Genomic DNA, 2,907 nt, shown 5'->3' on the forward strand with positions numbered 1-2,907 from the left:
CCGCGATCGTCGCGACGTGCTGTGGTCCGGGCCGGTCACCTACCTGCCGCCCCCCGGGGAGCTCGGCTACCCCCTCGACGGGCTCGACGCCCTGGACCGCCCGCACCCCTCGCGGCCCGCGCCGGCACCCGGCGAGCGGATGCTCGGGGGCGACCCCGATCTCTTCTGGTCGCTGTCCTTCGCGGTGCACGCCGACGGCTGGCGGCGTACGGGCGGCTTCTGCGAGAGCTACGTCGGCTACGGCGCCGAGGACACCGACTTCGCCGCCTCGGCCACCTCCGCCGGCCTCACGATGGGGTGGCTCGGCGGGGCGCGCGCCTACCACCAGCACCACCCCACCTCGTCCCCGCCTGTGCAGCACCTCGCCGACATCCTGCACAACGGAGCGCTCTTCCGGCGCCGCTGGGGCCGGTGGCCGATGGAGGGGTGGCTGCTCGAGTTCGAACGGATGGGCCTGGTCGAGCGCGAGGACGGCGAGTGGCGACTGACGTCGTCGGGACGGGCGGCGGCGCGGGCCTGACGAGCCCCCGCGGCTGGGTCGACCCCGGCCGGTCAGCCCATCAGTCGCCGCGCGAGGGGGAGCGGGAGGTGCTTGAGTGCGAACCCCACCGGCTCCCAGGGCCAGCCGGGAACCCGCGCGGACGCCTTCTCCTTCTCGATGGCCGCGACCATCGACCGCACGCCGCGCTCGGTCGAGGCGACCATCGGCGTGGCCTTCGAGGTGGCCGACATCTCCGAGACGATGTAGCCGGGATAGAGCACCGTCACCTTGATCGGGGTTCCCATGACGTCGGCGCGGAAGCCCTCGGCGAGGTGGGCCACGGCCGCCTTCGACGCGGCGTACGTCGTGATGTTGCCCGGCATCCCGCGCATCGCGGAGATGGAGGAGATCATCACCAGGTGGCCGGAGTCCTGGGCGCGGAAGATCTCGGCGGCGGCCTCGGTCTGCGCGAGCGCCCCGAGCACGTTGGTCGTCGCGGTCTCCCGGTTGGCGTCGAAGCGTCCGGTGCCCAGGGGCTGGCCCTTGCCGAGACCCGCGTTGACGACCACCCGGTCGAGGGTGCCGAAGGCGTCGCGGAACTCGCCGAAGACGCGGAAGACGGCGTCGTGGTCGGTGACGTCGAGCGCCCGGACCTCGACGCGTACGCCGGGGTGGGTGGCGGCGATCTCCTCGCGCAGCGTCTCGAGCCGGTCCGTACGCCGCGCGCACAGCGCCAGGTCGTGTCCCAGGGCGGCGAACTGGCGGGCCATCTCGGCGCCGAGGCCCGACGAGGCGCCGGTGATGAGGATGGTCGACATGGGGTTCCTATCGGTAGGTGACGGCGTCGGGGGCGAGGTGGGAGTGCTCGTTGACGGTCAGCAGGGTGATGCCGCGGCTGCCACTGACGAGCTTGGTGACGCCGGTGTTGACGGTCACCGCGTTGAGGCGCAGCCACAGCGCGGCGTCGCCGCCGAGCGCCGAGGCGGCCGCCCAGCCCATCGGGCCGCCGCTGGTGAAGACGACCGCGGTGCCGCCGTCGGCCACCGAGGCCGCCGCCCGGGCCAGCGCGGCCTCGACGCGGGTGGTGAAGGCGGCGAAGGGCTCGGCGTAGTCGCCGTCGTGCGCGCCGCCGGTCCAGCGACCGGTGGCCTCGGCGAACCAGCCCTGGAAGAGACCCGGGCTCGACATCACGTCGACCCCCTCCGGCGCCGGGTGACGGGCGAGGACCTGGAGGTGGTCGAACTCGTTCCACCCCTCGTCGGTGGCCACCTCGGTCGTCCAGCCGGCCGCCTCGACCGCCGCGGTCGCGGTCTCGTGGTGGCGCCGCATCGCGCCGGCGACCAGGACGGTGGGCTCGACCCCCCGGGCCGCCAGGGCGGCGCCGAGGACCGCGGACTGCTCGACCCCGCGCCCGGAGAGGACGTCGTAGTCGTCGGCCCCCCAGGACGCCTGGCCGTGCCGGACCAGCAGGACCTGGCTCACTGCCCGCCCTCCTCGACGATCACTGCGCGATCATCCCGTCGACGCGCGTGCCGACCATCCGGACGGCCTCGCCGAAGAGCCCGTAGACCTCGTTGGTGGTCTGCCCGGCGACGTAGCGGTAGTAGATCTGCTGGGCGATCACGGCCAGCCGGAACAGGCCGAAGACCTCGTAGAAGCGCCACTGCTCGGGCGTGACGGACAGTCCCATCCGCTCGCAGTAGCGCGCCACGAACTCGTCGCGCGTCAGCATCCCGGGCAGGTGGGTGGGCACCCGGCGCATCATCTGCCAGCCGTCGTCGTCACCCGCGTCGACCCAGTAGGCCATCGAGCCCGCCAGGTCCATCAGCGGGTCGCCGAGGGTGGCCATCTCCCAGTCGAGGACCCCGACCACGCGGGTGACGTCATCGGTGGACAGGACGAGGTTGTCGAGCTTGTAGTCGTTGTGGATCACGCAGGTCGCGACGTCCTCGGGCTGGTGCTCGGCCAGCCACGCCATCACGTCCTCGTAGTCGGGGACGTCGTCGGTGCGCGCGTTGCGGTAGCGCACAGACCACCCCTCGACCTGCCGGCGCACGTAGCCCGTGCCCTTGCCGAGGTCGGCGAGGCCGGCTGCGTCGGCGTCCACGCTGTGGAGCTCGACGAGCACGTCGACGGCGCGCAGGCACAGCGCGCGTGCCTGCTCCGGCGAGAGGGGAACCTCGGACGGCCACTCGCTGCGGGGGATGACTCCGTCGATGCGCTCCATCGCGTAGAAGTCGGCACCGATGACCGACGGGTCGTCGCAGAAGGCGACCATCGGCGCCACGTAGGAGAAGACCGGGGCGAGGGCGGTCTGGATGGCGAACTCGCGGTGCATGTCGTGCGCACCCCGGGCCTTGGTGCCCGCGGGCGCCCGGCGCAGGACCAGGTCCCGCCCGGGGGTGCCGGGGGAGCCCGGGTAGCGC

4 protein-coding genes are annotated in these 2,907 nt (G+C 73.2%); 1 reads left to right on the forward strand and 3 read right to left on the reverse strand.

What is annotated here, in order from left to right:
• Positions 1-520 (forward strand): galactosyltransferase-related protein (locus tag ACXJKL_RS18600; protein ID WP_457208489.1); only part of this gene is annotated, 520 nt, incomplete at its 5' end.
• A gap of 32 nt (positions 521-552) precedes the next feature.
• Here the strand turns inward: ACXJKL_RS18600 and ACXJKL_RS18605 are convergent.
• The 3 genes from ACXJKL_RS18605 to ACXJKL_RS18615 all read right to left on the reverse strand — a co-directional run.
• A complete protein-coding gene (locus tag ACXJKL_RS18605; RefSeq protein WP_457208490.1) occupies positions 553-1,299 on the reverse strand; it encodes an SDR family oxidoreductase in 747 nt (248 codons plus the stop codon).
• Between the two features lie 7 nt (positions 1,300-1,306).
• Positions 1,307-1,963: a histidine phosphatase family protein gene (locus ACXJKL_RS18610; RefSeq protein WP_457208491.1), complete on the reverse strand. Its 657-nt coding sequence runs from the start codon at positions 1,961-1,963 to the stop codon at positions 1,307-1,309.
• Between the two features lie 19 nt (positions 1,964-1,982).
• Positions 1,983-2,907: phosphotransferase family protein (locus ACXJKL_RS18615; protein ID WP_457208492.1), on the reverse strand; the 925-nt coding region annotated here is incomplete at its 5' end.

Source organism: Nocardioides sp. P5_C9_2 (genome assembly GCF_054049555.1).

Coding starts and splice junctions, on each gene's coding strand:
- ACXJKL_RS18605 (WP_457208490.1), bottom strand. CDS start 1,299: ATGTCGACCATCCTCATCACCGGCGCCTCGTCGGGCCTCGGCGCCGAG.